Annotated in this window: 11 protein-coding genes; 9 read left to right on the top strand and 2 right to left on the bottom strand. The window is 72.7% G+C overall.

Features of this window, described 5'->3' with window-relative positions; all coding sequences use genetic code 11:
* Positions 1-264 precede the first annotated feature (264 nt).
* The 6 genes from AC07AB_RS25325 (at position 265) to AC07AB_RS25300 (ending at position 9172) form a co-directional block, all read left to right on the top strand.
* A complete protein-coding gene (locus AC07AB_RS25325; RefSeq protein WP_478570856.1) occupies positions 265-903 on the top strand; it encodes a C39 family peptidase in 639 nt (212 codons plus the stop codon).
* Between the two features lie 224 nt (positions 904-1127).
* Complete coding sequence (locus tag AC07AB_RS25320) at positions 1128-3083, top strand: S1 family peptidase (RefSeq protein WP_478570854.1); 1956 nt, start codon at positions 1128-1130, stop codon at positions 3081-3083.
* Positions 3080-5533, top strand: coding sequence for a serine/threonine-protein kinase (locus AC07AB_RS25315; RefSeq protein WP_478570851.1), 2454 nt, complete (start codon positions 3080-3082; stop codon positions 5531-5533). Before AC07AB_RS25320 ends, AC07AB_RS25315 begins: the two co-directional genes overlap by 4 nt.
* Positions 5534-5553: 20 nt before the next feature.
* Positions 5554-6972 (top strand): VWA domain-containing protein, encoded by a 1419-nt coding sequence (locus AC07AB_RS25310; protein ID WP_478570848.1) that lies wholly within the window; start codon positions 5554-5556, stop codon positions 6970-6972.
* On the top strand, positions 6969-7901 hold the full coding sequence (locus AC07AB_RS25305) for a hypothetical protein (protein WP_478570845.1): 933 nt from the start codon (positions 6969-6971) through the stop codon (positions 7899-7901). The genes AC07AB_RS25310 and AC07AB_RS25305 overlap by 4 nt, the downstream gene beginning before the upstream one ends.
* Positions 7898-9172 (top strand): ABC transporter substrate-binding protein, encoded by a 1275-nt coding sequence (locus AC07AB_RS25300; RefSeq protein ID WP_478570842.1) that lies wholly within the window; start codon positions 7898-7900, stop codon positions 9170-9172. Before AC07AB_RS25305 ends, AC07AB_RS25300 begins: the two co-directional genes overlap by 4 nt.
* Positions 9173-9175: 3 nt before the next feature.
* On the opposite strand, the gene AC07AB_RS25295 is transcribed toward AC07AB_RS25300, so the two are convergent.
* Both AC07AB_RS25295 and AC07AB_RS25290 read right to left on the bottom strand, forming a co-directional pair.
* Entirely contained in the window at positions 9176-11071 is a 1896-nt protein-coding gene (locus AC07AB_RS25295) for an MFS transporter (RefSeq protein ID WP_478570839.1), read from the bottom strand.
* 172 nt (positions 11072-11243) lie between these two features.
* A complete protein-coding gene (locus tag AC07AB_RS25290; protein ID WP_478570836.1) occupies positions 11244-13841 on the bottom strand; it encodes a D-alanyl-D-alanine carboxypeptidase family protein in 2598 nt (865 codons plus the stop codon).
* A 267-nt stretch (positions 13842-14108) separates the two neighbouring features.
* Between AC07AB_RS25290 and AC07AB_RS25285 the strand changes: the two genes are divergently transcribed.
* From AC07AB_RS25285 to AC07AB_RS25275, 3 genes are all read left to right on the top strand, one after another.
* The gene (locus AC07AB_RS25285) at positions 14109-14885 is read left to right on the top strand and encodes a GOLPH3/VPS74 family protein (protein WP_478570833.1); all 777 of its coding nucleotides are present in this window, start codon (positions 14109-14111) and stop codon (positions 14883-14885) included.
* Positions 14886-15254: 369 nt separating this feature from the next.
* Positions 15255-16118, top strand: coding sequence for a helix-turn-helix domain-containing protein (locus tag AC07AB_RS25280; RefSeq protein ID WP_478570831.1), 864 nt, complete (start codon positions 15255-15257; stop codon positions 16116-16118).
* A 194-nt stretch (positions 16119-16312) separates the two neighbouring features.
* Complete coding sequence (locus AC07AB_RS25275) at positions 16313-16519, top strand: DUF397 domain-containing protein (RefSeq protein ID WP_478570828.1); 207 nt, start codon at positions 16313-16315, stop codon at positions 16517-16519.
* Positions 16520-16833 lie beyond the last annotated feature (314 nt).

Here is a 16833-nt window from a genome sequence, read left to right as displayed (position 1 = left end):
GACAGCCCCCGAGCCCCGGAGCGGCCGGCCGGGCCGACACTGCGAGTCAGAGTCCGGCAGAGCACTACATTCTGGCCGATCGCGGAAGGTGTGACGACCACTTTCTTGGGGTGGAGGGGGCGGGGCGCCCTCGGCCGGTCGGCCATGGCCGCTCCCGGCCGCCGCGACAGCCGCCCCCGCCGGTCAAGTCGGTCGAGACGGTCGAGACGGTCGAGACGGTCGAGACCAGCGTCGGTGAGACTGGCGTCGGTGAGACTGGCGTCCATGACAGCGCTCCACGAGCCCCGCTCGATACGCCACCCCGTCCCCTACTACGCCCAGTGGGAGACCCCCGCCCTCGTGCCCGCGATCATCGCGGGCGACGTCCGGGCCGCCGACGACCCGCTGTGGCAGAAGTCCGGCGCGGCCACGGCCGAGGAGTACGGCTTCTGGTCGTGGCGGGTGTGCGGGATGGCCTGTCTGCGGATGGCGCTCGACCACTGGCGCGGTAGCGCGCCGCCGACCGTCACGCTCGCGGAGGAATGCCAGGAGGCCGGTGCGTACGTGCGGCACGCGGACCGGGTGGACGGACTGATCTACGCGCCGTTCGCCGCGTACGCGCGGCGGCGCTGGGGGCTGTTCGCCGAGTCGCGCCCGGAGTTGACCGCGGCGGCGGTCCGCGACGAGCTGTCGGCGGGGCGGCTCGTCATGCTGTCCGTGCATCCCTCGATCCGGACCCCGGACGCGCGGCCGACGGCGCGCGGCGGTCACCTGGTCCTCGCGGTGGGGGCGGCGGACGGGCAGCTGCTCATCCACAACCCGTCCGGATTCCCGGGAGATTCCCAGGAGTTCGCCCGCGTTCCGTGGAGCGAGCTCGACCACTTCTACGCCGGCCGAGGGGTCGTGCTCGGCCCGTACGCCTGAGCCCCGCGCCGGCCCCCGGACCTGCCCCTGCACCAGCCCTCGCCACGTCCGCACGGACCCACCTCCACACGGACCCACGTCCACACGTACCCACGTCCGCACAGACCCACGTACGCACGGACCCGCCCCCACGCGACGCGCCACCAGTCCCCCGGCGACCCTGTCAAGTGCCTCATGAGTCGGGCCGCGCCACTGGGACACAGGCGCGCGTATGCTGTCGTCGCATGGGGGCGGACTTGGAACTCCCCGCCAACCGGCTTCCACACAGCGGGCTTTGGCGGGTACGCATCCGTAGCCGAGCATCGCGCGCCATCCTGGGCGCGGGAATTCTGCTGGACACCGACACCGTGCTGACCTGCGCTCACGTCATCGCCGACCAGCAGGGCGACCCGGACCCGGACGCCGAGGTGCTCGTCGATCTGGCGGGGGTGCGCGACGCGCGACTGGTGCCCGCCCGGGTGGCCGAGGGCTGCTGGAGGCCGCAGCAGGCCGATCACTGCGCGGATGTGGCATTGCTGAAGCTCAGCGTCCCGCAGCCGCCCGAATACGCCACGTCGCTGCACCGGTTGCCGCCGACCTGGGGGCGGCCCGTCAACATGTACGGCTTCCCTAGCTCGAACGAGTACGGAATGCTGTTCCGGGCCACGATCGACGGGCGGGCGGGGCCGCAGTCCGAGTGGGTGCAGATGACCCCGCACAGCGCCTCGCACACGGTCCGGCTGGGGTTCAGCGGCTCGGCCGTGGAGGTGAGCGACACCGGGCACGTCATCGGCATGGTCGTGAGCCGCTACGACGACCCGGTCGACGCCGTGCCCACCGGGCAGCGCCAGTCCCTCTCGTACATGATCCCCACCGAGACGATCCTCTACCACCTCCCGGTCGTCGCCCAGTGGGTGCACGGCAGGCAGGGCATAGACCGGCGCCTGGTCTCCATGCTGACCGACGGCGAGCAGGACATGCGGCTCGCCCGCCGCCTCACCCGCTGGCTGCGGCGCGACAGCCTCGGCCTGCCCAGCAGGGGCACACCCCTCCCGATCGGCGCGCACGCCGGTAACGCCGGTGCGGGCGGTCGCGGTATCGGCGGCGACGGCCTCAAAGACGTCGAGACTCTCGTCATCACCGACGAGGAGAGCGGCAAGTACGAGGCGCTCCGCCGCGCGGTGACCCTCGCCAGCCGCGAGCTGTCCGGGGGCCATTCGCTGCCGCGCGTGACCGGCCGTCCGCGCGGCACCGTGCCGCCGGTCGGCAGCGTCGACCTGGCCGTCGTCGCGCCGGACTGGACCGCCCCCGACCTCGCCCGGCTGGTCGCCGACCGCATGGGGCTCAGGACGCACAACGGCACCTCGCCCGCCGACCTCATCCGTACCGGCACGGTCCCCCTCACCATCGTGGCCGTCGGCGTCGACCGGGCCCCGGACCCGGACGCGTTGCTGCGTCTCCTGAGCCTCCTCGCTTCCCGCGGCGCCAAACTGCTGATCGTCTTCCGCGACCCCCGGGCCCCCGGGCTGGCGCTCGCCGAGGAGCTGTTCCGGCCCGATCCGGAGCGCGTCGACGCCTGGCTGGCGCGGCTGGCCGAGGAGGTCGAACGGGCGCGGTCGGCCGGCGAGGAGGCCCAGCGGTACGTGGGCGATCTGCACATCACCCGGAGCCTGCTGCGCGTCGACCCCGATCTGCGCAGCTACCGCGTGCTGCCGAAGCTCGCCGCCTTCGAGCACGCCGTGGCCTCGGTGCTGGCGCGGGCCGAGGCGGGACGGCCGGCCGAAGCGGAGCGGGTACGGGCCGCGGAGGAGCTGGAGCGTGCGCGCGGCGATCTGGAGGGGCTGCTCAGCGCCGCCGTCGCGAAGCTGGGGGCGCTGGGGCCCGCGGAGCGGGAGGACATGGTGCGGCTGCGGCGTGCGGCACGGCAGGCGCTCGACGCCAAGCCGTTCGGCCTGGAGGCCGCCGAGGGTGCCGTGTACGCGTTCGCGCGGGCCGTCAGCCGCGCCGAGCACGGAGGGCCACCGGAACCGGACGGTCCGGCGGGCCCCGCCGCCCCGGCCGATTCCGGTCCCCCACCCGACCCCGCCGCCCCAGCCGATTCCGGCCCCCCACCCGACCCCGTCACCCCGGCCGATTCCAGTCCCCCACCCGGCCCCGCCGCCCCGGACGCCCCCCGGAACCCCCAAGCAGACCCCTCATGACGGCCGCCCCCTCCACCACCCCCTGCGACCGCCCGCCCTGCCCGGGCCGCATCAAATCCAACGGCTTCTGCTCCAACTGCGGACGGCAGCCCCTCAGTCGCCCCGCCCCGCCGCCCCCCTCGCAATCGCCCCCGCCCCCGCCCCCGCCCGCCAACAGCCCCACGGCCGACCTCATCGAGTCCACCACCACCCGTACCGCCGCGCGGGACCGGCAGCGTACGGCGCGGCTCTTCGAGGTCAGGGACGCGGGCGAGGGCCTGCTGGAGCTGCCGTACGTCGATCTCCTCTCCCGCGACAGCCTCGTCCTGGACGACCCGCAGCCGTCCCGCAAAGGCCGGCTCTGCGCCCAAGAGGACTGCGGTTTCACAGTCGGCGCGCCCTATGCCGGGCAGCCCGCGCTGGCCTCGGGGTACTGCCGCAACTGCCGCCGCCCCTTCGACTTCACCCCGCAGCTGAGCGCCGGCGATCTGCTGGGCGACCAGTACCGCGTGGTCGGCTGCGTCGCGTTCGGCGGCATGGGCTGGGTCTATCTCGCCGAGGACACCAAACTCGACGACCAGCCCGTGGCGATCAAGGGGCTGATCAATACGGAGGACCGGGCGTCGCTGGAGACGGCGTTGGACGAGCGCCGCTATCTGACGGTGCTCGACCACCCCAACATCGTCCGGATCATCAACTACGTCACGCACCCCACCCGCAACGGCCGGCAGTTGACGGGCTACATCGTCATGGAGTTCGTGGGCGGCACCACGCTCGCCCAGATCAAGGAGTTCATCGCCCACGCCCAGCCCCCGTACGACGGGCCCCGGCTCTACGAGCACATCCTCACCTACGGCTGCCTCATCCTCGACGCCCTCGCATACCTGCACGGCGAACGGCTCGTGTATTGCGACATGAAGCCGAGCAACGTCATGCACCACGAGGGGAAGATCAAGATCATCGATCTGGGGGCGACGCACCGGCTCGGCCGGGTGAAGAAGGACGGCCGCCCCGTCATCACCCCCTATTACGCACCGGCCGAGGTCAAGCGGCACGGCTTCGCGGGCCTCAGCGTGCGCTCCGACATCTACAGCGTCGGCCGGACCCTCCAGGACCTCTCGCTGCGGGCCGAGCGGCCCGAGCAGCAGCCTCCCGGCCTCGCCGCGACCTCCTACGAGCACGCGATCGCCCGCGCCACCGCCCACGACCCGCGGCGGCGCTTCGCCTCCGCCCACGAGATGGCGGAGCAACTGCGCGGCATCCTGCGGGAGACCCGTTCGCTGCGCCTGACGGAGGAGCACCCCGAGCCGTCCACCCTCTTCGCCCCCACGGCGGCGCTCCTCGACGCCTCGCTGGGCCGCATCCCGCCGCTGGAGCAGTGGCTCGGCGACGGCCCCGCCGGGCCCGAGCCGCGACCGCTGGGCCACGGGCTGCCCGGCCCCGACCGGGTGCCGCCCGGCCTGCCCGTGCCGTTCCCCGATCCGAAGGACCCCGGCACCCCGCTGCTGATCACCCCGACCGACGCCGGCCCGCGCCGCCTCATCGAGCAGCTGAACGCCTCCCGGTACGAGCCCGAGTCCCCGGAGATCCAGTTCCGGCAGTGCCGCGCGCACCTGGAGCTCGGCCGACTGCCCATGGCGGCCCGGCGACTGGCGAAGGCGCGCCGCATCATCGGCGACGGCAACGCCCCGTACGACTGGCGGCTGAGCTGGCACCGCGCCCTGATGCTGCTGGCCCGCGGCCAAGTCGCGGTCGCCGCACGGCAGTTCGCGAACGTCTACCGGGTGCTGCCGGGCGAGTACGCGCCGAAGCTCGCGCTCGGCTACTGCTCCGAGCGGCTGGGCGACCCGGCCTCCGCCGAGTGGTTCTACCAGGCGGTGTGGCAGCGCAACCGCTCGCAGGGCAGCGCCGCCTTCGGGCTGGCCCGGCTGCGGCTCGCGGCCGGCGACCGGGACGCCGCCGTCCAGGTGCTGGACGGGGTGCCGATGGTCTCGCGGCACTACGACGCCGCGCAGATCGCCGCGGTGCGCGTCCGCGCCGGGCGGCTCGGCCCGGCCCCGTTCCGGCTGCCGTCCGTCGACGACTTCAAGGACGCGGTGCGCCGACTGCCGCGCCTCGACCTCGACGACGGGCAGCGCTCCGGCGAGGCCCGCGACCGGCTCAACGCCGAAGTGCTCCAGGTCGCGCTCGACTGGTCCCGTACGCACTCCGCCGACGAGGTGCGGGCCGCCGCCCGCGCCTTCACCGCGCCGCTGTTCGCCGCGCCCCACTTCGCGCCGCCGGACCCCGGGCGGCGTCCCCGCCCCGGCCGCCGCCGCACCGGGGACGCCCGCCCCGGCCCCGAGGCGGCGCTGCGCCTCCTGCTCGAAGCCTCGCTGCGGCGCATCGCCCAGCGTCAGGCCCGTACCGCCGACGAGCACGGGGCCCTCGTGGACCGCGCCAATTCCATCCGCCCGCTGACGAGGGCCTGACCTGACCACACGGGGACCAGATGAGCGAGATCACGGTGCGCGTGCACCAGAACAAGTACCTGCCGGCCGCGGCGGGGCGCGGTGAGATGCACGCCATCGTGACGGTCGCCGCCCGGGGGCTGGGGCCCGCGGCGGCGCACACCGACGCCAGCGAGGTCATCGTCATCGACTGCTCCAGCTCGATGAGCTGGCCCCCCACGAAGATCGCCGCCGCCCGGCGGGCCACCGCGGCCGCCGTCCGGCTCCTGCGCGACGGCACCCGCTTCGCCATCGTGGAGGGCACCGAACACGCCCGCGTCGCCTACCCGGACGGCGACGGACTCGCCGTCGCCGGGCCCGAGTCCAAGGAGCAGGCGGTCCGGGCCGCGTACCGGCTCGACGCCATCGGCGGCACCGCGATCGCCACCTGGCTGGAGCGGGCGGGCGAGCTCCACGCCGCGCACCGCGTCCCGATCCGGCACACCCTGCTGCTGACCGACGGCAAGAACGAGCACGATCCGCCCGGCCGGCTGGACCAGGTGCTGGCCGACTGCGCCGAGCGGTACATCTGCGACGCGCGCGGCATCGGCGAGGACTGGGACCAGGCCGAGCTGCGGCGGATCGCCGCCGGTCTGCACGGCCGGGCCGACTCGGTGCGCGACGACTCCGACCTGGAGGCGGAGTTCCGGACGCTGGTGCGCAGCGCGATGGCCAAGTCCCTCGCGGAGGTGCGGCTGGTCATCCGGCACCGGGCGGGCAGCGAACTGCGGTTCGTCAGACAGGTCCACCCCACCCGCGCGGACCTCACCGATCAGGGCGCGTACGCCGACGGGCGGACCTGGTCGTACCGCGCCGCCGCCTGGGGCGACGAAGTGCGCGAGTACCACGTGTGCGTAACGGCGGACCCGGACGGCGACCCGGTGGACCAGGACGTGGAACTCGCCTCCGTCGAGCTGGAGCTGTCCGGCGACGCCGCGCCCCCGGCGCCCGGGGCGGCCTCCGTCCTGGTGCGCTGGACCAAGGACCCGCCGCCCTTCCTCTCCGCGGACCCCAGCATCGCGCACTACGACGCCCAGGCCGAGCTCGCCGAGGCGGTCGCGGAGGGCTGCGAGGCGTACGACCGGGACGACCGCGAGGAGGCCCTGCGGCGGTGGAGCCGGGCGGCCGAACTCGCCCACGCCACCGGCGACCGAAGGGTGCTGGACCGCCTGGCCCGGCTCGTACGGATCATCGACGCGGCCGCCGGCCAGGTGGAGTTGCTCGACGAGATCCAGGGCATCGACCTCAATTCCATCCTCGTCATCAACGACGAGAGCCGCCGCCCGCCCGTCGCGGACGGGCCCCTTCCGGCGGCGCCCCTGCCGGACATCACCTGCGCCTGGTGCAGGCGCGTCAACCCCGGGGACGCCGCGTTCTGCGAGCAGTGCGACAACTCGCTGCGCGCTGAGCCCCCGTCATGAGCGGCACCCGCGCCTTCCTCGTCCGCCGCCTGACCGCCCTGCTGGTGCTGACCGCGGTCTCCTTCGCCGCGCTGCTCGCCGCGTACTACGGCGTCAGCCGCAACTCCGGGGCCGTCACCGGCGGCACGGCCCCCGCCATCGTCCAGATCGCGGCCGTACGGAACGCCCTCGCCCAGTCCTACGACAGCGCCCGGCAGGGGCTCGGCCACGGCACCGCCGACATCGAAGGGCCCGGCGAGGACTACCGCAGCGCGCTGTCCACCGCCGACCAGAACCTCGCGCAGGCCATCAAGGGCACCGTCGCCGGCGACTCCGGCCGCCAGAACCTGCGCACCACCACCGGCCTGGTCTCCTCCTACGCCGACCTCATCCAGCAGGCGTACGTGAACCGCGACAACCCCACCCTGCGCGACGCCTACCTCGGCTACGCCCGCGACATGCTGCGGTGGGGCGGCAGCGGCATCCTGGACCGCCTCGACACCCTCCAGAAGCGGCAGTTGGGCGTGCTGGACCGGCAGGCGTCCTTCGGCTGGCTGCTGTGGCTGGCCTGGACGCTGGCCTGCGCGCTCTTCGCCGCCCTCGGCTGGCTGCTCGTGGACACCCAGCGCCGTCTGCGCCGGCGCTTCCGGCGGCTGGTCAACCCCTTCCTCGCCGTCGCCACCGCGCTCCTGATCGTCCTGTTCCCGCTGGCGCTGTTCACCGGCCAGACCCAGGACCGGCTGGAGTCGGCCCGTACGCTCCTGGTCCCCGGCACACCGAGCGCCCCGACCACCCCCAGAGTCCTCCCGGAGGTGCTCAACACCATGCAGGACACCCACTGGCGCGCGGGCCTCGTCGGCCTGATCCCGCTGGGCGGCACGGTGCTGGCGGCGCTGGTGCTCGCCGGGCTCCAGCCCCGCATCGACGAGTACCGGTTCCAGCCCCGATGACCACCGCGACCCGTCCCCGCAACGTCACCGCCGCCATGCTCGCCCTGTGGCTGCTGATCGTGTGCGCCGTCGGCACGGGCGACGCGCGCTCCCGCGCCGCGGGCAGCGTCACCGTCCTCGCCACCTGGACCGGCGAAGAGGGCGCGGCGTTCAAGAAGGTGCTGGCCGGCTTCACCGCCGAGAGCGGCATCAGCGTCGATTACCAGGGCACCACCGCCCTGCGCGAAGTGCTGCTCTCCGAGGTCAACGCGGGCACGCCACCCGACGTCGCGATCCTGCCGAGCCCCGGCGAAGTCGCCGACTACGCCGTGCGGAAGAAGGCGCTCAAGCGCCTCGACGACGTTCTCGGCCGCGCGCAGTGGGACTCCTTCGACGCGCTGTGGACCCCCAGGTTCGGCGGTCACGCCTACGCCTTCCCGGTGAAGGCCGACCTCAAGAGCATCGTCTGGTACGACACCGCGCGCCACGATCCGGGCGGCCTGGCCGCCCTGGCCGCCGACGGCGGCCAGTGGTGCGCGGGCATGGGCGACGGCGCGGCGTCCGGCTGGCCCGGCACCGACTGGATCGAGGACATCCTGCTCCAGCAGCGCGGCCGGGGCGTGTACGAGAAGTGGGCGGCCGGCGAGCTGCCGTGGACCTCGCCCGAACTGGCCGGGGCCTGGAAGACGTTCCGCGGCGTCTTTGGGGCCGCGTCCGCCGAGGACGCGCTGGGGCTCGACTTCCGCACGGCGGGAGAGGGCATGTCCGCGGCCTCGCCGAAGTGCGCCATGGAGCACCAGGGGACCTTCATCCGCGGCTCCTACCCCAGCGGCCTGGCCACGGACTTCACCGACTCCGCCCGCGTCCTGCCGGGCGCGGACCGCGGCTCCACCGCGCACGAGGTCTCCGCCGACTTCGCCGCGATGTTCCACGCCACCCCGCAGGCCGAACGGCTGATGCGCTACCTCGCGTCCGACCGGGCCCGTACGACATGGGCGGCGGACCCGCCGAAGGGCACCTACCCCCCGTTCTTCGCCGACAACGCGCTGCCGCGGGCCGTGCGCTACCCCGACGCGACCTCCCGGCGCGCCGCCGCCGAACTGAGCACCCCCGGCGCCCGCTGCCTGGACGCCTCCGACTCCATGCCGCCGCCGCTGCGCACCGCCTTCCAGCGGGCGGTCCTCACATTCCTCAGCGGCCCCGGCCAGGACCTGAACGCCCTGCTGCGCGAGCTCGACCGGGTGCGGCAGCGGGTGCGGGACGCGCCCTGGCTGCCGCACGTCTGCGGGTGAGCGCTACGGCAGCGCCATGCCCTCCGGGCACATCGTGCCGCGCGGGAACTTGTACGGAGCGGCGATGCGGTACGTGCCGGCGTGCGGCGCGTGCAGCACCGTCCACGCGTCCTCCGGCTCGCGCTCGTCCTTGGGGATCTGGACCTGCTTCGTCAGACAGCCGTCGACGTTGACGGGCGGCTCGTGGCGCTTGCCCTCCTTCGGCGGCTCGACCGACTTGCCGTCCTTGTCGACGAGGCCCAGCCACGGCGAGTACGGAATGCGGATGCGCACCGGTCCCGCGGTCTTCACCGTGATCGTCAGTTCGCCCGCGTCCGCGCGCCGCACGACCGCCGGCGGATCGGCGATCGGAGTCGGCGCGCTCACCTCGTACAGCCTCCAGTTGGCGTCCGACCACACCTCCCGCAGATACGGCTGGCCCGCGGCGACGAGCTTCGCCTCGGCCTTGGCCGCGTTGTCCGGGTCGCCGGTCGGCAGCACCACGTAGTGCACCGCCCAGCGGCCCAGCCACTCGTGATAGCTGGCCGGGGTCAGCATGCCCTCCTCGTAGAAGAGGGGGTTGCGTCCCATATCCGCCTGCCGGTTCCAGCCGCGCGCCAGGTTCACGTACGGGGCCAGCGCGGACGCCTCCCGGTGGCTGCGCGCGGGCACGACCTCGACCCGGCCGCGCTCGGCGTCGACCCGCTGCAACCGGTCCACCAGCGGCGCCAGCTCCCGCGCCCAGGACGCGGCGGGCGTCGTGTTGACGGCGTCGCCGATCGAGTTGGCCAGCTGCCAGGCCGTCATCGTCACCAGGGCCAGGATCATCGCCGTCCACTTGCGGCCCCGGCCCGTCCGCAGCAGCTCGCGGCGGGGCGGCCGCTCGGTCCCGGTCCACACGGCGACCAGCAGCACCCCGCTGAAGATCATCCCGAGCCGGGAGATATTGGTGCCGATCTGCGAGGGGATCAGCCAGACCAGCAGCACCCCGAGGACGTACAGGGCCGAGGCCATCCGGACCGTGCGCCACCGCTTCGGCGCGAAGACGAACCCGAAGACGCCGCTCAGCAGCGGCAGGATCGCCGAGGGGAACGCCATCGGCTGCTGACCGGAGAACGGGAACAGCCACGCGGACAGCGCGACCACCAGCACCGGGGGCAGCCCCAGCGCGTACGCCGCCGGACGGCGCTTGCCGACCCACAGCGCGGCCGCCACGAATCCCACGTACAGCCCGGCCACCGGGCTCGACGCCGTGGCCAGCGCCGCCAGCAGGCCCGCGAGCACGGCCCGCGCCCACTTGTGCTCCCACCGCACGGAGCGCCACCGCACCGGCCACGCGAAGATCACCGCGACCGCCGCCAGCCCGAACGCCACGCCGAGCCCGTACGTCACCCGGCCCGAGACCGCGTTGCAGGTCAGCGCGAACGCCCCGTACAGGCCGGGCCACAGCGGCCGGCGCACGGCGCGGCTGCGCACCAGCAGCAGCGCCAGCAGCCCGGCCGAGAGCGTGCCCGCGATTATCATCGTGGTGCGCACGCCGAGCATGTGCATCAGATACGGCGAGATCACGCTGTACGAGACGGGGTGCATGCCGCCGTACCAGGCGAGGTTGTACGCCGACGCCGGATGCCGGCCGACGAACTCCGCCCAGGCGTCCTGCGCCGCGAGGTCCCCGCCGCTGTTCGCGAACAGCCACACCCAGAGCAGGTGCAGCACCCCGGCGGCGATCAGGGAGGCGGGGACGGGGCGCACCAGGAACCGGCCCGCGGCGGCCCAGCGGCCGGGCTTCCGCGGCGCGTCAAGGAGTTCCGGCCTCGGCCGCTCCGCCGGGCCCGGCTCTTCTGCCCGGCCCGGCTGTTCCTGCGGGTCGTCTTCCGGATCGCCGGTACTGTCCGGCCGCGTCGGCCCCACGGTGGTCACTGCGGCTCTCCCCGTCTCCCCCGAGGTCTCCCCCATCTTCACGCTGCCCCAGTCGTCAGCGGTAGTAGGCGGCACGGCGGGTTGGGCCGTACAACCGACGCGACGCTACAGGACGGCGGCCCCGCTCCCAGGAGCAGGGCCGCCGCCACGCCGCTTCGTCAAACCCCCTCGATCAGGAGAACCGCGTCAGCTTCGAACCGAACGACGGCTCCGCCAGATCCTTCTGGAGCGCCACGGGCACCTTCTGCTGGCTGGGGCCCGTACCGACCGTCAGCTCACCGACGACCGTCCCGGCCTTCGCCGAGTGCGGCACGGTCTTGCCGCCGCCGCCGATCGCGAGCTTGGCGTCGAGACCGGGCCAGCCGATCCCCTTCAGGTCCTTGGTGGCGACGACGGGCGTCTTGCCGCCGAGACCGTCGTCCACGTTGCCGACGACGTCGCCCTTCTTGACCATCACGGCGGAGGTCAGCGCCTCCTGGACCGCCTTGATCATCGGCTTGGTGTTGGTCTGGGCGAGGTCGAGGCTGTTCTGGAGATCGCCGGACGCGTGCTGGTCCATCGTGGCCCCGACGATCAGCCGCTCCTTGCCGTCTATCGTCCGCTTGGCCGCCCACATCAGCGCACCGCCGGCCGGCGAGCTGGAGCCGGTCTTGATGCCGAGCGTGCCGTAGTTGACCAGCAGATTGTTGTTGTTGTAGAGCTTCCGCGGCAGGTGGGAGTCGTTCTGGACATTGGGCGTGCCCACGATCTCCCGGAAGATCGGCGCCTTCATCGACTCCTCGGCCAGCTTCGTCTGGTCGACCGCGGTGCTCTTGGTCGACGCGTTGAAGCCGCTCGGGTCGGTGTACGTCGTGTTCGTCATGCCGAGGCGCTTGGACTCCTCGTTCATCTTCTTGACGAACGCGTCCTCCGACCCGGCGTCCCAGCGGGCCAGCTTGCGGGCGACGTTGTTGGCCGAGGGGATCAGCAGCATTTCGAGCATCTGGTACTCGGTGTACTGCTCGCCCTCCTTCACCGGCTCCACGGACTCGTCCTGGGACTTGCCCTCCTTCTCCGCCTGCGCGTCGATCGTGATCTTCGGGCCCTTCGCGCCCTTCTTGAGCGGGTGGTCCCGGAGGATCAGATGCGCCGTCATGACCTTGGCGACGCTCGCGGTCGGCACCGGCTTCTGCGGGCCGGACGTGCCGACGTCGCCCACGCCCACCACCTTCGCGGCGGCCTGGCCCTGGTCGGGCCAGGGCATCTGGAACTTCTCGCCGCCGAAGGTGTACGCCTTCTTCGTCCCGAGGGCCAGGGTCGCGTCCGGCAGCGGCCGGACCTCCTGGACCACGCAGAAGACGATCAGCAGCAGGATGACCAGCGGGGTCCAGATCTTGAACCGGCGCACGACGGTGCGCGTCGGAGTCTCCGGCGGAGGCGGTGTGTTGGTCAGCTGCGCCAGCAGGTCCAGCGGCATCTTCTGGCCGCCGCCCTGCGCCTCGCCGGAGGGCAGCGGCTGCTGCGTCGTCCGCTCGGACGGCGGCATCGCCTGCGGCGCGGCGGCCGGAGCCGCCGCGGCCTCCGGCTGGGCCTGGGCTTTCGGAGCCGCGGTGGGCGGCGCCGGTACGGGCATCGGCTGCGCGGGCTTGGCCGGGGCGGGCTTGGGCTTCGCGGGCGCGGCGTCCGTGGACCTCAGCGGTACGAACTGGCTCGTACGCTCGGCATCGGGCTCGGCCCCCGGGGCGGCGCCGCCCGCCTTGGCGCTGTCCTTATTGTCTTTAGAGCCGCCTTTAGAGCTGTCTTCAGAGCTGTCTTGAGAGCCGCCGCTGCCTTCGGGGCCGTCGTCGCCTTCGGATGAGCCGCCCTTCGCACCGCTCTCGGCGGCCGTGGACCCGAGCGTCTTGAGCGTGGTCGTCGGCCGGTCGACGGGCCTCTTGAGCGTCGTCGTCGGCCGGTCCTTGGGCGTCTCCTCGGAGTCCTTCGACTCGGAGGACTCCTCGGGCTCGGAGCCGCCGGGCTCCTCCGGCTTTTCCGGCTTTTCCGTCTCCTTGGACCGCAGGGTGTTGAACACCGCCGTCGGCCGGTCGACCGGCCGGCCGCCGCCCTCTCCCCGGGTCTCCGGCTTCTCCTCCGCCGCCTTCTCCTCAGGAGCGGAAGAACCTTCCTCTTCCTTCTTCTTTCCCGCTGCGCCCTCAGCGCCCTCAGGACTCACAGGGCTCTCAGGGCCGTCAGCACCCTCGGCGCCCTCTTCGCCGTCGGTGCCCGCGCTGGCGACCCAGGCCGCGACGGCGGCGCGCAGCCGCGCGTCACGGGGAGGAGCGCCCTCGCCCTCGTCGGGCTCCTCGTCGGGCTCCTTGCCGGACCCCTGGTCGGACCCCGCCTCGGAAGACTCGCCCGACGCCTTGCCGGACGGAGCGTCCGACGCCGTGGACTTTGCATCCGTAACGCCCTTGGCCCCCTCGGAGTCCGGCTCGCCGCCATCGCCCGAGCCCGCCGCCGTGCTCGCCGCCGCGTCCGTCGCGGCTTCGTCCTGCCTGGTCGCCGGGCGTGCCTCGCCCGGCTCCTCGGGAGCCGTCTCGTGCTCCTCGTCCGCGCCTGCCTCGCCCGGGTCCTGGGCCGGCACGCTCGCCTGCCGGTCCGTGGATTCCGCCTTCGAACCCGACTCCGAACCCGCTCCTGAACCCGACTCGGAGTCCGACCGGAAGACCGCGACCCTCGGGTCGCGTTCGCCCCGATCGGTCTCCCCCGACGACTTCCGCTGCTCCGACCTGTCGGGGGACTCGCCCGCCACCGATGCCTCCTCGAAATACATCGCGATATGCCTCGCGGGACGCCCGACGCCCGATCGCGTCCACGTCCCGCGGGCCAACCGTGTTGAATGTCTACCAGTGTCCTGTGTCGCCGCCGCACCTTCGCGCAGCCGCACCGCCAGAGGGCGTCGCCCACCCGCTAGACGAGAACGACATACCTACCGGTTCCCTCCCGAAGCAACCACGCGCTCTCGACAGATGAATGTGAGAGGGGTCACCCTGTCATTCATCCACGCGGGGAGGCATGGATGGGCAGGAGCCGCAGAACAATTCCGGAGGAGCTTCTGCTGCTCGCCTTGGACCCGGCCACGGGTACCACGGCGCAGCCGCAGTCGCTCGACCTCGGCCTTGCCGGGGCCCAGCTAGTAGAGCTGGCTCTGGCAGGACGGATAGCCCCAGACGGGGATCGTATCGCCGTGGTGATGCCACGGCCGACAGGAGATCCGACGTTGGACTCCGCGCTCGAATTGCTGCGCCGACGCGGCAGTCCGGTGCGCGCGGTCCACTGGATCGGCGGGCCCAGGCTGGGGCTCCGCCAGACGTATCTCACGCATCTGGAGCGGTGCGGCATGGTCCATGCCGTCGCGGGCCAGATGTGCGGAGTGCTGCCGACGACGCGCTACCAAGCGACGGAGACGGCCATCAGCCGGGAAATCAGGTCCCGGCTGGACAGTGCGATCCGCACCGGCGTACCGCCGGACCCGCGGACCGCGGCGCTCGCCGCCCTGGCCCACGCGGTCGGTCTCGGTAAGCACCTCTACCCCGGGAACGAGGGGCGTTCATCGCGCTCCCGGCTCCGGGACCTCATCAGGCACGACCCGATGGGCGGGCTCGTGGCGCACGCCGTCATGGACGTGCAGAACGGGGTCGCCGCCCAGCCGCGGCGCGCGCCGACCACGAACGGCGTGGGCAGCGCACCCGGCGTCACCGGACGGCAGCCCGCCGCTCGGGCCACGGCGGAGCCCGCCGGAGTCGGCCTCCAGGCGGCGCACTACGGGGCCATGGCCCGCGTCGGGGCCCGCTGACACCCCACGAGGCCGCATCAGCCGTACCGGCGACCCCTGACGGTACTGGCGGCCTCAGCAGTACCGGCAGCACTCGCAGCACCTGGAAGTACCGGCAGCACCCAGCAGTATCCGTTCCACCGACCGCACCGCAGTCCCCATGACCCGGTTCGGGCGCCGCATCCAGTGCGCGGGGTGGTGGGCCGGCCGCCCCGGACGACGGCCGCCCCGCCACCCCGCACGCATGCCCGGGTGTGTACGCGCGGATACCGCACCCGGACTCTGTGTGGCCATTTCCCAGCGCGGCGGCGGACAGTGGTGGCAGGCTGCCGAGCAGGAGATGACAGCAAGCAGGAGACATCAGCAGTACGGAGCCGGAGGTGCGTCCCCGTGGCGTCCAGTGTCAATCCCACCGTCCGCCGACGCCGGTTGGGCCAGGAGCTGCGCAGGCTCCGCGAGGAGAAGGGCATGACGGCGGAGGAAGTCGCCGACCGCCTGCTGGTCTCCCAGTCGAAGATCAGCCGCCTGGAGAACGGCCGCCGCAGCATCAGCCAGCGCGATGTGCGGGACCTGTGCGGGGTCTATGAGGTCCAGGATCAGCATTTGGTTGAATCGCTGATGCAAATGGCCAAGGAGTCCCGGCAGCAGGGCTGGTGGCACGCCTTCGGCACCCTCTCCCCCACCTACAGCGTCTACATCGGGCTGGAGGCGGACGCGATCTCGGTCCGCAACTACGAGTCGCTCATCGTCCCCGGCCTGCTCCAGACCCCGCAGTACGCGGAGTCGGTGATCCGCGGCATGTGGCCCGAGGCGTCGATGGACGACGTCGAGAACCGGGTCGGCGTGCGGCTGCGCCGCCAGGACCGGCTGCACGCGCCCGACCGGCCGCTGCGCTTCTGGGCCGTGCTGGACGAGTCGGCCCTGCGGCGGGTCGTCGGCGACCGGCAGACGATGCGCGAACAGCTGGAGCGGCTGATCGAGTTGAGCCACATGCCGCATGTGACGCTCCAGATCCTCCCGTACTCCGTCGGCTCGCACCCCGGCATGACGGGCACGTTCTCCGTCCTCGAATTCGACGATCCCTCGGACTCGACGACCGTCTACATCGAGGGCGTGACCAGCGATCTCTATCTGGAGAAGCACTCGGACGTGCAGAAGTACGGGGTCATGTACGAGCACCTGCGGGCGCAGGCGCTGAACGCGGACGAGACGCGGAAGTTCATCCAGGACGTGACCAAGGAATACGCGCTCTGAGGGGCCGCCGGAGGGCCCCGGCGCGCCGTGGGGGCGGTACCGTACACCCTGGCCTCCGCGGCATGGAAGGCTCCACTGACATATGCCATCCGGTCGGGTGAACTCCTCTGCACTCCAGCGATGTTGCGGCGTAGCGTCGTCAGCACGTCGAGAAGCGACAGCTTCTCACCGAACTGCAATTTCGCGGAGTGAACATGAAGCAGTCGAACAGCGCCCAGTCCACCTGGCGGAAGTCGTCGTACTCCGGCGTGAACGGCAACTGCGTGGAGGTGGCGACCCCCCTGATCCGGTCCATCGACGTCCGCGACTCGAAGGACCCGCAGGGCCCCGTCCTCACCTTCACCTCCGAGGCATGGTCCGCCTTCCTCGGCACCGTCAACGAAGGTGCGTACGACCTCTGATCACCGGTTCCGTCCTCCGGCAACACCGCAGCACACCGTAGAACAGCACCACAGCGATTCCGCACAACAACAATCCGCAGCATCGCATGGAGCCCTCTCGACTGGCCCGCCGTCCCGGCCGAGGGGGCTCGGCCCTGTGCGGAGCCGTGCTCGTGGACGTACGGCCGCGGCCTCGGCGCCGGGGGGGGGGAGGGGGGGGGGGGGGGGGGGCCGCGGGGGGGGGGGGGGGGGGCGTGTCCTCCCCCTCTCTCGAGGGGTGCAAGCGACGGTGGTCGACGGACCAAAAGCGGGAACAAACCCCACACCAACAAAAA

It is taken from the genome of Streptomyces sp. NPDC044033 (assembly GCF_056434425.1).
The sequence above is the reverse complement of the archived record's forward strand: the minus strand, read 5'-3'. Positions and strand labels throughout refer to the sequence as shown.

Bases quoted from the DNA above. Each gene is read 5' to 3' on its own strand.
- AC07AB_RS25320 (WP_478570854.1), top strand. From the start codon at position 1,128: ATGGGGGCGGACTTGGAACTCCCCGCCAACCGGCTTCCACACAGCGGG.
- AC07AB_RS25285 (WP_478570833.1), top strand. From the start codon at position 14,109: ATGGGCAGGAGCCGCAGAACAATTCCGGAGGAGCTTCTGCTGCTCGCC.
- AC07AB_RS25275 (WP_478570828.1), top strand. From the start codon at position 16,313: ATGAAGCAGTCGAACAGCGCCCAGTCCACCTGGCGGAAGTCGTCGTAC.
- AC07AB_RS25315 (WP_478570851.1), top strand. From the start codon at position 3,080: ATGACGGCCGCCCCCTCCACCACCCCCTGCGACCGCCCGCCCTGCCCG.
- AC07AB_RS25305 (WP_478570845.1), top strand. From the start codon at position 6,969: ATGAGCGGCACCCGCGCCTTCCTCGTCCGCCGCCTGACCGCCCTGCTG.
- AC07AB_RS25325 (WP_478570856.1), top strand. From the start codon at position 265: ATGACAGCGCTCCACGAGCCCCGCTCGATACGCCACCCCGTCCCCTAC.
- AC07AB_RS25310 (WP_478570848.1), top strand. From the start codon at position 5,554: ATGAGCGAGATCACGGTGCGCGTGCACCAGAACAAGTACCTGCCGGCC.
- AC07AB_RS25300 (WP_478570842.1), top strand. From the start codon at position 7,898: ATGACCACCGCGACCCGTCCCCGCAACGTCACCGCCGCCATGCTCGCC.